Here is a 16,827-nt window from a genome sequence, read left to right on the forward strand (position 1 = left end):
CGGCGTCCCTATATGCACAACATCGAACGAAAGCCCTTGACCGACCGGCGTCTCTTCATTTAATCCAAACCTGTCAGACCGCATAGCAGATTGACATCTTTGACGCGACTGCGCGGAGGAGTGGCCGGGAGGTTGCCAAACCCAGGATAGGGAGGAGAAATGACAGTCATGGAATCCACCAGAACCGAGGCCGACGGCCAGGTCTTCGCCGAGGAGGAACTCGGTTACAAAAAGGCGCTGAAGCCGCGGCAGATCCAAATGATCGCCATCGGCGGAGCCATCGGAACGGGCCTGTTTCTGGGCGCGGGCGGTCGGCTTGCCGCGGCCGGTCCGGCGCTCGTGCTCGTCTATGCTTTGTGCGGCTTTTTCGCCTTCCTCGTTCTGAGAGCTCTCGGCGAACTGATCGTGCATCGCCCGACTTCGGGCTCGTTCGTCTCCTATGCCCGTGAATTTTACGGCGAAAAGCTCGCCTTTGCCGTCGGCTGGCTGTACTGGCTGACCTGGGCGATGACGGCGGTCGCCGATGTCACCGCGGTGGCTCTCTATATGAATTTCTTCAAGGCCTATGTCCCATGGATCGCCATGATCGATCAGTGGGTATTTGCGCTGACGGCGCTGGTTCTCGTTCTCGCCATGAACCTTCTGTCGGTGAAGGTCTTCGGCGAGCTGGAATTCTGGTTCAGCCTCGTCAAGGTTCTCGCTCTCGTCGTCTTCCTGATCGTCGGAGTTTACTTCGTCGTCTCCGGCACGCCGATCGACGGCCACGTTCCGGGGCTGAATACGATCACCGACTTCGGCGGCATGTTTCCGAGCGGGATCCTGCCGGCGCTGGTGGTGATACAAGGCGTGGTTTTCGCCTATGCCTCGATCGAACTGATCGGCGCCGCCGCAGGCGAAACCGAAAATGCGCGCAAGGTCATGCCCCGCGCGATCCGGACGGTCGTGCTGCGCCTGGTGGTCTTCTATGTCGGCTCCGTTCTGCTGCTGTCGCTGCTGCTGCCCTATACCGCCTATAAGGGCGGCGAGAGCCCCTTCGTTACCTTCTTCGGCAAGATCGGAGTCCAGGGCGCCGACGTCGTCATGAACCTCGTCGTGCTGACCGCGGTGCTGTCGTCGCTCAATGCGGGTCTCTATTCGACCGGCCGCATCCTGCATTCCATGGCGATTTCGGGCTCGGCGCCGGCCGCGCTGGCGAAGATGAACAGCTCTGGCGTGCCCTATGGCGGCATTGCGGTGACGGCTGTCGTGACAGCTTTCGGCGTCGTGCTGAACGCCGTCGTTCCGGCAGAAGCTTTCGAGATCGGCTTGAATGTCGCCGCGCTCGGCATCATCGCTGCATGGGGCGTCATTGTCCTCTGCCAGCTCAAGCTGTGGCACCTGTCACGTCAGGGCAAGCTGGCGCGGCCTGAATTCCGGATGTTCGGCGCGCCTTACACCGGCGTGCTGACGCTGGGCTTCCTGGCGGTCGTCGTGATCCTGATGGCCCTCGATTATCCTGTCGGCACCTATACGGTCGCTTCTCTGCTGCTGATCATTCCGGCGCTGGTGGTCGGCTGGCTTCTGATGCGGGAGCGCATCCACATGATCGCGGCCGAACAGGGCGACGACCGCGGCGGTCTCGATCTGGCCTGACCGACGCAGCAGGGCTTACTCCGGCGCGCCGAAGGCGCCGGGGCACCGCATCAATGGAGAGAGAAATGATCCCGAATGAGGATTTCGTCGTCACCGATCGTGGCGGCATCGTCGAGAACCGTCACCTCGTCCATGCGGCGGTCGTCGATGGAAGGGGCAGGCTGCTTTACGCGCTGGGAAACCCGACGCGCCTGACGCTTGCCCGGTCTGCCGCGAAGCCGGCTCAGGCGCTTGCCATCCTCGAGACGAATGGGTTCGAGCGCTACGGCTTCGATGATGCGGATCTCGCGCTGATGTGCGCTTCCCACAGCAGCGAAGAGCGCCATATCGCGCGGACGCGGACCATGCTGTCGAAGATCCAGGCCGAGGAGGCCGACCTTCGTTGCGGCGGCCATCCGTCCTTGTCGGAAAGCGTGAATCGCACCTGGATCAAGCAGGACTATACGCCGACGGCGGTCTGCAGCAACTGTTCGGGAAAACACGTCGGAATGATTGCCGGTGCCCGGGCCATCGGAGCGGGCGCCGACGACTATCACCTGCCGGGTCATCCAATGCAGCTGGTCGTGAAGCGGACGGTCGCAGAGCTCTGCGATCTGGACCCGCAGGACGTCGAATGGGGGATCGACGGGTGCAATCTGCCGACGCCCGCTTTTCCGTTGGATCGCCTGGCGCGCCTCTACGCCAAGCTTGCTTCGGCAGCCGACGGAGGCGAGGGGCGCGAGGATTTGTCGACGCGAGACGCAGCGTTGGCTCGCATTTTCCAAGCGATGGCGCGCCATCCTGAACTGGTCGCGGGCGAGGGGCGTTACTGCACGGTTTTGATGCGCGTATTCGACGGCGCGATCATCGGCAAGCTCGGCGCCGACGCCAGCTACGCAATCGGTCTGCGCGCCTCGGATGATACCAGGCGATTGGGGGCGGATGGAGCGCTCGGCATCTCGGTCAAGATCGAGGATGGCAACATCGAAATCCTCTACGCCGTCGTGACGGAAATCCTCGAGCAGCTTGGCATCGGTTCGCCGGAACGCCGCAATCCGCTTGCGGAGTTTCATCATCCCAGGCGCGTGAACACGATGGGTGTCACGACGGGCGGCGTATCCTTTCCGTTCAAGCTGCGCGGATCGAAGCCGGACGGAGAGAATTCCAGTCCTGCGGCTTTGACCCGATGACACATTCGGATGCGGCAATTTCCGCCGCGTCTTAACCCATGATCTCTACGGCCTGCCGCCGCAGTTCAGGCCCGCAGCGCCGTCTCTCGAAAGTTCAGCAATGACTATCTCCGATATTGCGAAAATCCGCGTCGAGCATGACCTGATCGGCGACCGCGACGTGCCGGCCTCGGCCTATTACGGCGTGCATACGCTGCGCGCGGTCGAAAATTTTCCCATCACCGGTCAGACCCTGCGTGAATCGGCGGACCTGATCGCGTCGCTCGCTGCGATCAAGCAGGCGGCGGCTCAGGCCAATGCAAGCCTCGGCCTTCTCGATCGGACACGCGCCGACGCCATCATCGCGGCCTGTGTCGAGATCCGCGACGGTGCGCTGCACGACCACTTCGTCGTCGATCTGATCCAGGGCGGCGCCGGCACCTCGACCAACATGAACGCCAATGAGGTGATTGCGAACCGGGCGCTCGAAATCATGGGATATAACCGGGGCGATTACCGGCACCTGCATCCGAACGAGCACGTCAATCTCTCGCAGTCCACCAATGACGTCTATCCGACGGCGCTGAAGCTTGCCGCCTGGATCGGCGTTCACCGACTGGTCGACGCCATGGCCGTCCTGCGCCGGGCGTTCGAGGCCAAGGCGATCGAGTTTGCCGACGTCCTCAAGATGGGCCGCACCCAATTGCAGGACGCCGTGCCGATGACGCTCGGGCAGGAATTCGGAACCTATGCGCTGATGCTTGCGGAAGACGAGGCGCGACTCTCCGAAGCCGTCTCGCTGATCCGTGAGATCAACCTCGGCGCCACGGCTATCGGCACCGGCATCACCGCCCATCCCCACTATGCCGCACTGGTGCGCGAGCGCCTGTCTGAGATCGTCGGCGTCGATCTGGTGACGTCGCCCGATCTGGTGGAGGCGACGCAGGATTGCGGATCCTTCGTGCAGCTTTCGGGCGTGCTCAAGCGTGTAGCGGTCAAGCTGTCCAAAACCTGCAACGACCTGCGGCTTTTGTCTTCGGGGCCGCGCGCCGGATTGAACGAGATCAACCTGCCGGCGCGGCAGGCCGGTTCCTCGATCATGCCGGGCAAGGTCAACCCGGTCATCCCCGAAGTCGTCAATCAGGTCGCTTTCGAGGTGATCGGCAACGACGTGACGATCACCATGGCCGCCGAGGCCGGCCAGCTTCAGTTGAATGCTTTCGAGCCCGTGATTTTCTACAGTCTCTACCGCAGCCTCAGCCACCTGACCAATGCATGCCTGACGCTCGAAGCCAATTGTATCCAGGACATTACTGCGAACCGTGATCGGCTGCGCCAGACGGTCGAGCAGTCGATCGGCATCGTGACGGCGCTGAACCCCTATATCGGCTATCGCAATGCCACGGAAGTTGCGCTGGAAGCGCATCATTCGGGGCGGGGGGTTTACGAAATCCTTCTCGAGCGCGGTCTGATGCAGAAGGAGCATCTCGATGCGGTCCTGCGCCCGGAAACGCTGACCCGGCCGAGCGAGAAGCTTTCCTTCTCGTAAGGCATGCGGCTCGTTTGCCCTTGCGAAGGCCGGCCCATGAAGCTCTTGTCGCTTCATGGGCGGGCAACACTGACGTGCGCGATCACGCAGCCTTAGCTTGCGGCTTGGCGGACTTAACGTGCGTAATACTGCGGCGGCCGTCGATGCTGACGGGGACATCGCCGTCCACCGTGGCGCGGCGCACGACGCGGTGCTGGTCGCCATAATCGTTGACGGCATAGTGCTGGGTGGCGCGATTGTCCCAGATCGCCACATCCCCCGCTCTCCAGCGCCAGCGCACGGTATTTTCCGGGGCGGTGACGTAGGACTGGAAGACCTCGTAGAGTTTTACGGAGTCGCTCTTCGACAGGCCGACCAGGCGCTGAACGAAGTTGCCGAGCAGCAGCGATCTTTCGCCGGTTTCCGGATGGACACGCACGACCGGGTGCTCGGTCTCGTAAATGGTCGAGGTGAAGACCTCCTCGAAATGCTTCTTCTCTTCGGCGGTGGCGCGAGGGCGCACGGCAGCATAGTCATAGGCGTTGCTGTGAATGGCCCACAGATTGTCCGCCAGCAATTTGAGCGGCGCCGGCAGGCTTTCATAGGCGGCATGGGTGTTGGACCAGATCGTGTCGCCGCCGGCCGCCGGGATGACGACGCCGCGAAGGACGGAGAATTTCGGATAGGCGTCGACGAAGGTGACGTCGGTGTGCCACTGGTCCGCTCTGCCGCCGCCGCGGCTGGAATCGAGATTGAGGATGGAAGCCGTGCCGGCGACCGGTCCCTGGGTTGGATGAGGCACAAGATCCCCGAGTCTGCGTGCGAAGACTTCCTGTTCGGAATCGTCAAGATGTCCCTGATCGCGGAAGAAGATGACCTTGTGTTTCAGCAGAAGCTGGTTGATGGCTGCCACCGTTGCATCCGAAAGATCGCCGCCAAGGCGGATACCCTTGATTTCGGCTCCGACACGGCCGGTTAGCGGGACGACATCGGACTCGGAAATGATCTGATTGACGAGAACCGGATTGCTCATGGAAATCTCCTGTTGATATTGGAAGAAGTCGGCAGGTCATATGCGCCCAAGGACGCATCCTTTGGGCGTTCGAAATCTCAGTGCTGAAGTCGACAGGGCTATGGAACCGTATAATCTATTAAATCTGTAGACAATAATTTCTAATTTTGCCTGTTTTCCTGAAACAGCCATCTTCGATATCTTCACCGGCAGGGAGGCTGGCAGCCGTTGTCATTTCTTCGTATGTTCCGCCGGCAGTGTGGGATCGCCGAACAAATCATGCTTGAGGCCCTGGTCGGCGCCCGGAAAGGAACTTTCGATGGCAACAATTAAACTCCTGTCGGATGAAGAGGCCGCGGCCATTCCGGCGGTGCAAGCCGTGTTCGATGACATCAGGGCGACCCGCAAGACCGATTTCATCAACAATTTCTGGCGTGCGCTTGCCAACGATCCCGCCAATCTCAAGCGGGTATGGGAGACGCTCAAATCGGTCATGACGGTCGAAGGCGCCATCGATCCGTTGACGCGGGAGATGATCTACATCGCAGTGTCGACGGCCAATGCCTGCCAGTACTGCATTCAATCCCACACCGCAGCCGCCCGAGCCCGCGGCATGACCGATGCCCAACATGGCGAACTCCTGACGATCATCGGGCTTGCCGCGCAGACAAATCATCTCGCTCTCGCCATGCAGGTTCCCACAGATCCGGAATTCGAGGTGGGGTAGGAAACGACGCGCGTAACTTCGCGGCTACGGCATCGACATACAGAATCTGCCTCTTAGAGCGCCTTCAGCACGATACGATTACTCCCGGCTGAAAACACTCACATGTGCCTTTGACAGGATAACAAGATCGTCCGGTCTGACGTTGAGATAGTTGCGCCGCGTGCCGCAGACGGCTCCTCCGTCAGCAAAAATCTCTAAGATGCCCTTGTCGTGGATGACTCTCAGATCCGTCGCATCGGTAATGGCCGCGGCGTAACGGATCGATCCGTCGTCTTGTGGCAGCTGCACGGAGATACTTTGATCTGCCACCACGATGGAAAATGACAATCGTCCAGCTTCGGTCGCAGTGATCCTTGTTCCGTCGAGCATCCCGTTCAGTCGGATATCGACGGATGCTTCGTCCAGAACATATGTGCCGGGCTCTGCGGAAGACAGAGGCGCATGAGTGAGGGCCTGCTCCACTTCGTCAGCGGGTCTCATACATATCCTGTTGCGCGCATCCAGCGATAGCTGGCGGGGTAAGGACAACTCGCCGGAATACGGCGATCCGGCAGGCTTGCGGAACTCCCAATTGAAGAGCCACGCAAAGGCAATCTGCCTGCCACCCGTCGCGAAGCTCTGCATCGCATAAAAGTCGCTGCCGAAATCGAGGAGTTGCAGGGCATCGGAGTCCGGAATGAAGCGGTCATCGACGAAATCTCCGAGGAGCCCGTAGAGCAGGTTGTGTCGCCCGCTGTCAGGATCACAGTGTCCGACAAGCCCCATGATCAGCACCCATTTGCCGTCGAGGGGAAAAAAGTCGGGGCATTCAACTGCTCTGGCGCCCTGCTCGCGGAAGAAGGGTGGTGCACGGTACAGCGGTCCCAGGTATTTCCACTCAAGCAGATCCTCCGAACCGTAAAGCAAGACTGCCGGGTCGCCATGAATAGAAGCGCCGAGCACCATGCGATAGGCGCGGGAGGCTTCATCCCACCATACCTTTGGATCGCGAAAGTCGTGCTCAACGCCTTCGGGGCGCTGCTCGAGCACCGCCGAGATGCTTTCCGCCTTGATCATCCGCCGGTCCGGCCGGGCGATCTTCTGTATTTCTCGATAACCTTTGAAAAGGTCATAGGCCGGCAGGCGTTCCGTGTAGAAGAACATCAGGCTGCCATCCCTATCCTGAAATGCATTGCCGGAGAATGCGCCTCCGGTTGCACCGAGACGCCAGAGGTTCTGCTCCGGATGGAGAAAAACCGGCATGTGTGTCCAGTTGAACAGGTCAGGACTGGTAGCATGTCCCCAGTGCATTGGCCCCCAGTCGCCGCCGCACGGATGGAATTGATAAAACACGTGCCAGCAATCGCCGATCCTGCAGAGACCCACGGGATCGTTCATCCAGTTGCGACAAGGAGAAAAATGAATTCGAGGCCGCTGAGGATCGCTTCGCAGCCATGTGTCAATTTCCTTTCCTGCGCGAATGAGAATTTCATCCGTGCTGAGTTCCCATAGCTTTATGCCGGCCTCCGCAACAGTTGCCGGATCGTAGGAGTAAGCCCAAAGGAATGCTTCCCGGCGATCCCATTCAACGACGACGCTGCCGGCCTCGCGGTGGTGATAGGAATAGTATGATGGACGAGCTTCGAAAGCGGGCACATGCCAGAGGGTCTGACCATGTTGTGAAATGGTGACGGTCCCAGGGCCAACTGCCCAGAATTCCAGACGCTCGCCCGAAGCAAAATAGACAGTCGCTTTAGCCATTTGAAGATGCAATCTGAGTGAAGAACGGCCAGTGCGAAGACTGGCCCAAGTTGTTCTCGGGAAGAGGACTTGTGGTCCCACGACCGGCGGGAGAGGCCTGGCGGCTGCGGTCTATTGCCCAGGGACCGGAGTGCCCCTGAATGCATTTGCCGTTCTGTCCATCACCACTTGTTCGACATTTCCGGAGTCCAGGACTGTGTTCCGTACGGACGCCTTTTGCACCAACACTGTTGTTATGTCGAGCAATGTCGAATTCCCGGTTGAAAGCAATGCGCTCACTTGTGTTGAAAAACAGGCACTGTTTGGCGCATCGCTCCGGTCTTTTTGAAGTATTTCTGTGGTGGCCACGATGTGGTTGTTGGCTATGTAGTTTCCATTGCCGGAAACTACATTGATTATGACGGGTTTGGCTGCGGGAGGCCTGATATATTGAGTGTCTATGGTGTGTGAAATATGGTTCGCGATCACCGAATTGTTGCTGCCGTCAATCTGCAATAGCCCGAACAGATCATCCAACCCATTGTCGTACTTCTGCATCGGCGCCCATGGCTCGCGGTCTCGCAGAAAGTGATTTGAGGAGACCAAATTCTCGCAGCAATTAGCAGCAAAAACCAACATTCCCGGATAAAAGGAATGGAACCTATTTCCTGTGACCGAGGAACGCACCACGCCGGAGAAATGGACACTGCTTGCTCCTCGAGGAAATACGTTGTTCGAGGATACCAGAATGCCGGCGTAATTCTCGGCGTAAATTGAGTGTCCCCTATATCCGGCGCCGACAAAATTATTTGCTATTCTTGAGGCCTGCCCCATACCTTTCAGTTCGATACAGTTGCCGCACTCTGCGATGAAATTGTTATCTATCGCGAGCGCATCTGCATCATGAACAGTAACTCCATGCTCCAGATAGATAAGGCCCATTCCGGTTATTCGGAATGAGTCATTGGCGCTGCCTACATAGATTCCCGTTTTGCCATTCCTGTATGTGTTTTCTGGGTCGTCTTGCCCCGAACCATCATCGATGAAGTGCAAGCCATCGATGCAAAAGTCAGCAAACTCCACAGAGCTTATCCGAGGATTTCCACTGCGCTTGACATAAAACGCGGCACCGGCAGCCTCACCGTCTGCGGCCTCTGGAGACGTGTCCACAAGGATTCGACTTCCGCCCGGCCACACTTCGTGCCAGTGGGCCAACTCGCCTGCGGGTGTGTTGAAGCGGATGCTCGACGATGTAAAACCATGCCCAGAGCCAACGATTTTCAGATAGCTCACGTCTATAACGACTTGAGTGACAAGACGATAATCGCCCGGCGGTATATAGATAACCGATCCAGGTTTTCCGCCGTCATTGGCATCGACCACCGCTTGCCTGTTCTTGATATCGGCAATGATGCTATTGATGACGGCGCCAATATCCTCACGAGGGTTGCCTGTTGGATACTTGGTGACGTCGTAACAATTTTCGCTGAGCATTGTCATGTCTCCTCGGACAGCGAGGGTTAATCTTGTTTCTTTTGGCTGTGCCATCACCAGATGCTGGTGCGGGTGCCCGGGTCAAAGAAGTGAAGTTCTTCGGCATCGACAGCGATGCGCGCGATGTCACCTGCTCGCACTGTGCTCTTTGGGGAAAAACGGGCTACCGCAGCTTTTTCGTCGCCGATGTCGGCGATGGCGTCCGGGTCGCCAGCATCCACCCAAGGTGCATCGATATTCAGATGCACCATGGATTCAGAACCCAGCGCCTCAACAAGAGTGACCGGGGCCGAGATCTCGGCCGAAGAAGGCCGGATTGCCGCGTCGTTCATATGCTCCGGCCGGATGCCGAGGAGGATTTGACGGTGAGACGCACCGTTGAGCGAGGGCCGGCATTCGAAAACCCGGTCAGGAATTTCGAAACTGTTGCTGCCCAGGACCACCGTCCTTCCATTCAGAACGGCCTCGTACAAGTTCATCGATGGCGATCCGATAAAAGCCGCAACAAAGACGTTGTCAGGGCGACTGTACAGGTTTTGCGGTGTGTCGACTTGCTGCAGCACACCGCCTTTCATGACAGCGACACGGTCACCCATCGTCATTGCCTCAACCTGATCGTGAGTGACGTAGATCGTGGTGACGTTGAGTTTTCTCTGGAGGCTGGCAATCTCGGCGCGCATCTGCACACGCAGTTTTGCATCGAGATTGGACAGCGGTTCATCCATCAGGAAGGCCGACGGCTGACGGACGATCGCCCGACCCATGGCGACGCGCTGCCGCTGGCCGCCCGAGAGCAGCGCCGGTTTGCGGTCGAGCAGGGCCGTCAGTTCGAGGATGCGCGCGGCCTCGTCCACGCGGCTGGCAATGTCGGATTTCGGCAACCCTGCCATCAGCAGTGGAAAGGCGATGTTTTCGCGCACGGTCTTGTGCGGGTACAGCGCGTAGGATTGAAAGACCATGGCGATGTCGCGATCCTTGGGATCGACATCGTTGACGACCCTGTCCCCGATCCTGAGTTCGCCGCTCGAAATGCTCTCAAGGCCGGCGATCATCCGAAGCGCCGTCGATTTCCCACAACCCGAGGGACCGACAAACACCATGAACTCACCATCCCTGATGTTGAAACTCAGGTCATGCAGCGCATGAAAGCTGTTGCCGTAGATCTTGTTGACGTTGCGTAGTTCTATACCGGCCATATCTCCGCCTCCCTCATCCTTTTACAGCGCCGAAAGTCAGGCCGCCGACGATCTGCTTTTGAAGTGCAAGCGTTACGATGATGACGGGCAGTGAATAGAGCACGGCCGCAGCCGTCATCGCTCCCCAGGCAAGGCCATAGACTGAGTTGTATTCGGCAATGACGATCGGTGCCGTTTTGGTCGCCTCTGACGTCAGTAGCAGTGCGTAAAGGAACTCGTTCCAGCTCGTGATGAAGGTAAAGAGCGCGGTGACGGCGATTCCGCCCGTCATGATCGGAAGAATAACCTTCAGAAAGGCCTGAAAACGGGTGCATCCGTCCATGCGCGCCGCCTCTTCCAGATCCTTCGGAACGCCTTCGAAGAAGGCTGCCATGAGAAGAAGCGCAAGAGGTACCGCGGCTGATGTGTGGGCGAGCACCAGACCGGGAACGGTATCCAGCAAACCGAGCGACTTCAGAAGCTGGAACAATGGCACGCCGAGCGACACCGAGGGCACCATGCGCGTGACCAGCGCGAAAAGCAGGAACAGGGTGGTGATCCGGCGCCGATAGTGGGTCGCGACATAAGCGGCCGGAACCGCCACAGCCAGGGAAAGGATGGTTGTCAGCACTGCCACCATCAGCGAACTTGCGAAGGCCCGCGGCAGGGTCGATGATTGCAGGACATCGCGAAAATTCTCGAATGAGATCACCACGGGAAAGAAGCTCGGGGGAATCTGCTGGACATCCGCTGCTGGCTTGATCGACGTCATGAGCAGATAGACGTAAGGCAGCGCATAGGACAGGACGAGGACGAGCGCGGCGGCCTTGATTACGATGCCGTTGAGATTGAGGCGGCGCGCACTACGCATGGACCGGCCTCCATATCTTCCAATAGGCAGCGGCGGCCAGAAGCATCATGACGATCAGAAACAGCGTGCCGGAGGCCGAGGCCTCGCCGAGATCGCCGAAGCGCACCATGCGCTGATAGATGTTCATCGAAAACACTTCGGAAGCGTGGTTGGGGCCACCTTGCGTCTGGATCCAGATGAGGTCGAAGGTCTTGGCCGCATCCACCCCACGCACGATGACGACGACGGCGATCACCGGGCGCATCAGCGGCAGCGTGACATGCCAGAAGCGCTTGAAAGCGTTCGCGCCGTCGATCCGCGCCGCCTCGAGCAGGTCCTTGGGAATGTTTGTCAATCCGGCATAGGAGACGAGGGCGACAAAGGATGTCGTCAGCCAGATATCGGCGAAAGAGACGGAATAGATGACGATATCTTCGTCGGACAACCAGGCAATCGCATCGGGGTCGCTGATGACGCCCAGATGGACGAGCCCATAATTCAAGATGCCGATGTTCCCGACCAGGAGAAAGCGCCACAAGAGGCCGGCGACAATGGGCGGCACCATCAATGGCAGCGTGAAGATCGTGCGGTGCCAGCGCGACTGACCGGGGAGCGCCGAAAACAGCAGAGCGGCGCAGAAACCGAAGGTAAATTCGAAGAACAGCGCAAAGATCGAATACTGGATTGTTCTGAATGCGCTTTCGGCGACGCGCTTCGAGGTTAGCGCGTCGATATAGTTCTTGAGCCCGATCCACTCTCGTATGTGGGGAGTAATGGTGTCGACCTTAAAAAAGGAGTCGAACACCAGAAGCCCTACCGGGTATGCGACCAGCAAGCCAAGGATGGCGAGGGCTGGCGCAAGCATGCACAGCACGAATCGGTCTTCACCCGACATGGCGCTCTCCGAAAGCTGATGATGCGAGGAGGACCACCCGTCCTCCTCGCCGCCGAGGGACTAGTCGAGGATGTCTTCGATCGTTTCCTTGGCGTCCGTCAGGACCTTGCCGACATCCGATTTGCACGTCAGGGCCTGCTGCACGGCTGGAAGAACCGCTTCGTCGACAATTTCCTGATATTTTTCGTTCATTGGACGGCCTTGCGTCGCAGGAGCACCCAACGTCTCAAGCAGCGGCGTGAAATGCTCATAACCGGGCTTGCTTGCATAGCCGTTATAGGCCGAGTTCGTCGCAGCCAATCCAAGCGGCGCTTCGATACCGAGGGCATTGTTGGCGATCGCGAAGGCTATGAACTTCTTGGCCGCGTCCTTGTGTTGGGAGGTCGACGGAACGACATTGTACCAAGGACCCGGAATTGCCGCGATTCCGGCATCACCGGCCAGCATCGGGACGACGCCGACCTTTCCGCTGACTTTGGAATCAGCGGGCGTCATCTTGTAGGCGTGCGCCCAGAATTTCATCATCGCCGTCTTGCCTTGATAGAACAGGTTCTGAGCCTCGCCCCAGCCGATCTCGTTCACGTTTTCGGGCACGGAATGATCGACGCAGTGTGGCGCGATGTAGAATTCGAGCGCCTTCCTATGCGCTTCGTTGTCGATGATCACCTTCCCATCCTTGTCGAGGATCACACCTGGCGAGCCCGCCTGAAGCACATGCGCCATCCATTCTTCGGAGAAGCTGCCGATGGTGTCGGTGCCCCAAAAGTCGGTCTTGCCGTCACCATCTGTGTCTCGGGTGAAGAATGTTGCGATGTCGCGCCATTGCTCCCAAGTCTTTGGCGGGGCGAGGGGATAACCATATTTTGCCTGGAACGCTTTCTGTTCCTCCGGCTTGTCGAAGAGGTCCTTGCGATAAAAAACAATTTCGGCATTGGCCCAGGCAGGCATGCCGATCAGCTTGTCACCGATCTTCGCGTCGGCAAGCAAGGCAGGCGGCAGGTCCTTGCGAACCGCATCGGTGAAGAGCGGCGCGAGGTCTTCGACATGGCTTGCGAATTTCGCGTTCCACACGACGTCGATCGTTACCACATCGAAGGCCGATGAGCCGGAGGCGATTTCGGCCGAAAACTTGTCGAAGACGCCCTGATAGGGAACGACGGTGAAGTCCACCTTGATGCCGGTCTCCGCGGTGAACTTCTCTGCGGCTGCCTTCTGCAGCATTTCGCCGCCGCCTTCCACGAGGATATTGATGGTTTCGGCCTTGGCGGAGGCCGCAATGCAAACGAGCGCGAGCGCGCTGGCGCCAAGCAGTTTCTTCATGAATTCCTCCCTTGTTCCGCCGGAAGCACTTGCCTCAGGCTGTTCCATTACCGGGACCATAGGCGCGCTATGACGACGTTGTCAATCGCGATTGTCGACGTTGTCAGAAAAATATGTCGACGTTGTCATGCGTGTGGTTTACAACAGACCCGCATCAGGAGAATTGGTGGACATGGTGAGCATCGTCAGCGTCGCAAAAGCGGCCGGGGTTTCGAATAAAACAGTCTCTCGCGTCATCAATGGCGAGCCCTACGTGACTGAGGAAACCCGGGAGAGGGTGGAAAAGGCTATTCGCGATCTCGGCTATATCCCGAATATGGCGGCGCGCCTCATCCGATCCAGCCGTTCCAACACCTTTGGGATTATCACCGATTATGTTTCCACGACGCCTTATTCGGTCGATATTGTCCGCGGAATTCAGGATTGGGCCAATGCGAACGGGAAAACCATCCTGATCGCCAACACCGGGGGGTCTTTCGAGCGAGAGGTGGAAATCTGGAAAATGTTCCAGTCTCATCGCATCGATGGAGTCCTGTATGTCACCATGTACCGCCGCATTGTGGATCCGGAGACGGGCGATGTCAGCATCCCGACAGTGATGATAAATTGCCGGCCGCAAACAAGGGAGCTCCTGCCGTCCATCGAGCCCGATGATTATCAGGGGGCGCGAGATCTTACCCGGTACCTCCTTGAACGGGGCCATCGCAGAATCGGTTACATCCGGCTCAATCCGATTCTATTGGGAGCCGAACTGCGTCTGGATGCATTTCGCCGGACGACAAGCGAATTCGGTCTCCCGGAGAACGACCTCTCGATCAGCCTTGGCATGGAAGGACCTGTTGGGGCAGAAAACAACTATGTCTTTGCGGCAGCGACAGAAATGCTCAAACAAGACGGTCGTCCGACCGCGATCATGAGCGGCAACGACGAAATGGCAATTCAAATCTACATTGCCGCCATGGCACTGGGATTGCGGATTCCACAAGACGTCAGCATCGTCGGCTTTGACGATTTTCGAACAGTCACCATGGCGCTGAAGCCAGAGCTGACCACAGCGGCATTGCCATACTACGATCTCGGCCGAGAGGGTGCGACGTGGCTGAACGATTTGATAGCGGGCGAGAAGATTTATCCGGGCAGTCGGGTTGTCTCTTGCAAGCTGGTTGAACGTAGCTCTGTCGCCTTTAACCCTCATTAGGCGTCGAGATTCTCTCCTGCCTGCCTCGAGTGATTACGTCTGATTTGAGCGTTGCCACAGCTGAACGGTGGTGGTGGAGTGGAGTGGAGAAACGGGTGAATCCGGCGTATTATGTGTTATGGAACTTGAAAGCGCAAGCAAACGCTGCTGCATAATCGTTTTGAAAATACGCAGCAATATCAATTACTTTTAGCGCGTTCCCAAATCAACGTGCGAGGGTTAGCCAATCGCCGATCGTTGCCCCAGAACGTCGCGTGGGCCGTGTTGCAGGGACGGCCGGGCGCTCAGTTGCTACGGTCTTTCGCACTTCACGCGGGCTGAGCCCGAATTCATGGCTGAACGCGCGCGTGAAATTGGCCGCAACGTCGAAGCCGGCGGCCTCGGCAATCTCCGCGATCGGCCTGGTGTCGGTCGGGTTGGTCAGATCCGCATAGGCCTGCAGCAATCGACGTTTGCGAATGTAATTGAAGACGCCACCGCTCGTTTCGAACAATTGGTAGAGCCGCGTGCGCGAGATGCCCAGCGCACGGCACATGACGTCAGGCGTCAAGCTGTCTGAATGAAGATTGAGGTGAATATAGCGATGCGCCCGCTCCATCAGCCCCATATTGGTCTGTTCCCGGCCCCGATCCGAACTTGTGGACGATGCAGCGCATGCAACGACCATATCGCCGATCGTCTGGATGATCCGCGGCACCTCCTCCACCGTCAGATTGCCGAGATTGGCTTCCAGGCCATTGATATAGCTGACGAGCAATTCAGCCAGGCTGCCGGAGAGGACGATATTGTTGGCGTTCTGCAGGAGAGGCGCGTCACGGCTCAACAGTTCATAGGGCAAGAAGACGAGCACGGCGACGGAATCGGTCATCCGCCCGCGGTACGGATAACCAAGAGACCTGAAAAATATCTCACCCGGGCCGGTCTCCGTTACCTGCCGATTGGCCTCGGTCCAGGCCCGGCCGCTGCGCAGTATGCCGACGTTCCAGTGATCGATCGGGCTCGAGCGCAGCATGGCCTGATCGCGGATATAGCTGCAGGACTGCGTGCGCTGCTGGACGATGAGAATATCGCCAAGCTGCCAGGCCGTCTGTTCCGCGAGAAAACCGTCGTCCTCTGATTTTCCGTCCGGCAGATGAACATCGACAAGCGGCGCCATGTGTGATCGCCAGGACTGGAACTGTTCATTCGGTGGCAGGTCGTGCGTCGAAAATCGCAAGGGCACCAGCGCCGGAGCAACATCCACCCGATGTTCTTTCTGCGGGGACGGCTCGCGCGGCCAGCGCCGCCGCTCCAGGTGGGCCGGCCATTCCTGTCCCGCAGCGGGCTTATCTCCAGACTCCGTAGCCATCCACTCCTCCAGCGCGTGCATAAGTTACTTATCATATTCCCTGGCGAGCAGAAATGGACGGACCGATAATTTCCAGGATGCGGCGATAACGACAATTGCGCCATGTTCCTATATCTAAATAGGCAATGGTTATCCGAAGGACGTTCGGAAATTCCAAAATTCTCACTTGCCGGGTGCGATGTAGTTTTAGAGCACTCTCAACGTGAAACGACACTAATCAAAACAAATAAAAGCAGAGGAGGATAGTCGTGAACTATCAGAGCAATATTCGTGCGCGCTTTGCGCGAACACCGTCAGAGACCAGAAGACGCTCGTGAGGCCGGACATCGGCCAATAAGAGCGCGCGAAGGGTTGCGCGCAGCCGAGGTCATCTGTGTCAATGCGTAATGACCCGCGGCCTGCGCGCAACCCCAACCATACCACCCATTGGCGAATTTTTGCAACGCTGCCCTTGCGAAGGCAGAACGGAGGCTAAGATGACCACAGCATGTGAAGAGAAACAAATCGAATTGAAGCCGATTTCGAACTGCAGACGAGAGGTCGAAGTTGCGATGGTGGAAATGCTCGTCAGTTTGCAGAAACGCGGATGGTCGGCTGCGGAATTGGCGTTGGAGCTCGCAGATGCCTCCGAAGATCTCGTCATGCTGATTGCCACCAAACGGCTTCGACCCCATTAATGCCTGTCGCCCTGGAAGTGTGCGACGGTCCCGGGATAACGACGTGCAAAAGACAAACAACTAATGCGCATCGCATGAATCAAATTGCATGCGATGCGCATTAG

The 16,827-nt window shown here is 58.2% G+C and carries 14 protein-coding genes; 6 read left to right on the forward strand and 8 right to left on the reverse strand.

Annotation, left to right across the window (positions count from 1 at the left end; genetic code table 11):
* The first annotated feature begins 159 nt into the window (after nucleotides 1-159).
* The 3 genes from AMK00_RS26505 (at nucleotide 160) to aspA (ending at nucleotide 4,329) form a co-directional block, all read left to right on the forward strand.
* Entirely contained in the window at nucleotides 160-1,632 is a 1,473-nt protein-coding gene (locus tag AMK00_RS26505; protein WP_064812239.1) for an amino acid permease, read from the forward strand.
* A gap of 65 nt (nucleotides 1,633-1,697) precedes the next feature.
* A complete protein-coding gene (locus AMK00_RS26510; protein WP_064812240.1) occupies nucleotides 1,698-2,801 on the forward strand; it encodes an asparaginase in 1,104 nt (367 codons plus the stop codon).
* Nucleotides 2,802-2,901: 100 nt separating this feature from the next.
* A complete protein-coding gene (gene aspA, locus AMK00_RS26515) occupies nucleotides 2,902-4,329 on the forward strand; it encodes an aspartate ammonia-lyase (RefSeq protein WP_064812241.1) in 1,428 nt (475 codons plus the stop codon).
* Between the two features lie 82 nt (nucleotides 4,330-4,411).
* On the opposite strand, the gene AMK00_RS26520 is transcribed toward aspA, so the two are convergent.
* The gene (locus AMK00_RS26520) at nucleotides 4,412-5,341 is read right to left on the reverse strand and encodes a TauD/TfdA dioxygenase family protein (protein WP_064812242.1); all 930 of its coding nucleotides are present in this window, start codon (nucleotides 5,339-5,341) and stop codon (nucleotides 4,412-4,414) included.
* Between the two features lie 298 nt (nucleotides 5,342-5,639).
* Between AMK00_RS26520 and AMK00_RS26525 the strand changes: the two genes are divergently transcribed.
* Entirely contained in the window at nucleotides 5,640-6,047 is a 408-nt protein-coding gene (locus tag AMK00_RS26525) for a carboxymuconolactone decarboxylase family protein (protein ID WP_064812243.1), read from the forward strand.
* 78 nt (nucleotides 6,048-6,125) lie between these two features.
* Here AMK00_RS26525 and AMK00_RS26530 read toward each other — a convergent pair whose 3' ends face one another.
* From AMK00_RS26530 to AMK00_RS26555, 6 genes are all read right to left on the reverse strand, one after another.
* Entirely contained in the window at nucleotides 6,126-7,787 is a 1,662-nt protein-coding gene (locus AMK00_RS26530) for a glycoside hydrolase family 32 protein (protein ID WP_064812244.1), read from the reverse strand.
* 111 nt (nucleotides 7,788-7,898) lie between these two features.
* Complete coding sequence (locus AMK00_RS26535) at nucleotides 7,899-9,260, reverse strand: NosD domain-containing protein (protein WP_064812245.1); 1,362 nt, start codon at nucleotides 9,258-9,260, stop codon at nucleotides 7,899-7,901.
* A gap of 53 nt (nucleotides 9,261-9,313) precedes the next feature.
* Nucleotides 9,314-10,456 (reverse strand): ABC transporter ATP-binding protein, encoded by a 1,143-nt coding sequence (locus AMK00_RS26540; protein WP_064812246.1) that lies wholly within the window; start codon nucleotides 10,454-10,456, stop codon nucleotides 9,314-9,316.
* Nucleotides 10,457-10,469: 13 nt separating this feature from the next.
* On the reverse strand, nucleotides 10,470-11,306 hold the full coding sequence (locus tag AMK00_RS26545) for a carbohydrate ABC transporter permease (RefSeq protein WP_064812247.1): 837 nt from the start codon (nucleotides 11,304-11,306) through the stop codon (nucleotides 10,470-10,472).
* Entirely contained in the window at nucleotides 11,299-12,180 is an 882-nt protein-coding gene (locus tag AMK00_RS26550; protein WP_003594698.1) for a carbohydrate ABC transporter permease, read from the reverse strand. The genes AMK00_RS26545 and AMK00_RS26550 overlap by 8 nt, the downstream gene beginning before the upstream one ends.
* Nucleotides 12,181-12,240: 60 nt before the next feature.
* Nucleotides 12,241-13,500 (reverse strand): ABC transporter substrate-binding protein, encoded by a 1,260-nt coding sequence (locus AMK00_RS26555; protein WP_064812248.1) that lies wholly within the window; start codon nucleotides 13,498-13,500, stop codon nucleotides 12,241-12,243.
* 172 nt (nucleotides 13,501-13,672) lie between these two features.
* On the opposite strand from AMK00_RS26555, the gene AMK00_RS26560 reads away from it, so the two are divergent.
* A complete protein-coding gene (locus AMK00_RS26560) occupies nucleotides 13,673-14,698 on the forward strand; it encodes a LacI family DNA-binding transcriptional regulator (protein WP_064812249.1) in 1,026 nt (341 codons plus the stop codon).
* A 205-nt stretch (nucleotides 14,699-14,903) separates the two neighbouring features.
* Here AMK00_RS26560 and AMK00_RS26565 read toward each other — a convergent pair whose 3' ends face one another.
* Entirely contained in the window at nucleotides 14,904-16,046 is a 1,143-nt protein-coding gene (locus tag AMK00_RS26565; protein WP_064812250.1) for a helix-turn-helix domain-containing protein, read from the reverse strand.
* 476 nt (nucleotides 16,047-16,522) lie between these two features.
* On the opposite strand from AMK00_RS26565, the gene AMK00_RS26570 reads away from it, so the two are divergent.
* The gene (locus AMK00_RS26570) at nucleotides 16,523-16,723 is read left to right on the forward strand and encodes a hypothetical protein (RefSeq protein ID WP_064808671.1); all 201 of its coding nucleotides are present in this window, start codon (nucleotides 16,523-16,525) and stop codon (nucleotides 16,721-16,723) included.
* The last annotated feature ends 104 nt before the right edge of the window (nucleotides 16,724-16,827 follow it).

The sequence above is a fragment of the Rhizobium sp. N621 genome (assembly GCF_001664325.1).
In the GTDB taxonomy this organism is placed as follows: Bacteria; Pseudomonadota; Alphaproteobacteria; order Rhizobiales; family Rhizobiaceae; genus Rhizobium; species Rhizobium esperanzae.